The organism is Pseudomonas sp. SDO5522_S412 (genome assembly GCF_054071215.1).
The window spans coordinates 1-255 of the sequence record NZ_JBSVWQ010000465.1; the positions used below are offsets into that span (position 1 = coordinate 1).

1 protein-coding gene is annotated in these 255 nt (G+C 59.2%); it reads left to right on the forward strand.

The genetic code is table 11. The annotated features are described in order from the left end of the window. Positions 1-255: hypothetical protein (locus ACW9I6_RS32455; RefSeq protein ID WP_457340249.1), on the forward strand; the 255-nt coding region annotated here is incomplete at both ends.

Sequence of the window (255 nt, forward strand, 5' to 3'; positions counted from 1 at the left end):
CTGACGCTGACGCTGACGCTGACGCTGATGCTGATGCTGATGCTGATGCCGATGCCGATGCCGATGCCGATGCCGACGCTGATGCTGATGCTGATGCTGATGCTGACGCGGATGCTGATGCTGATGCGGACGCCGATGCTGATGCCGACGCTGACGCTGACGCTGATGCTGATGCTGATGCTGATGCTGACGCTGACGCTGACGCTGATGCTGATGCTGATGCTGATGCTGATGCTGATGCTGATGCTGACGCTG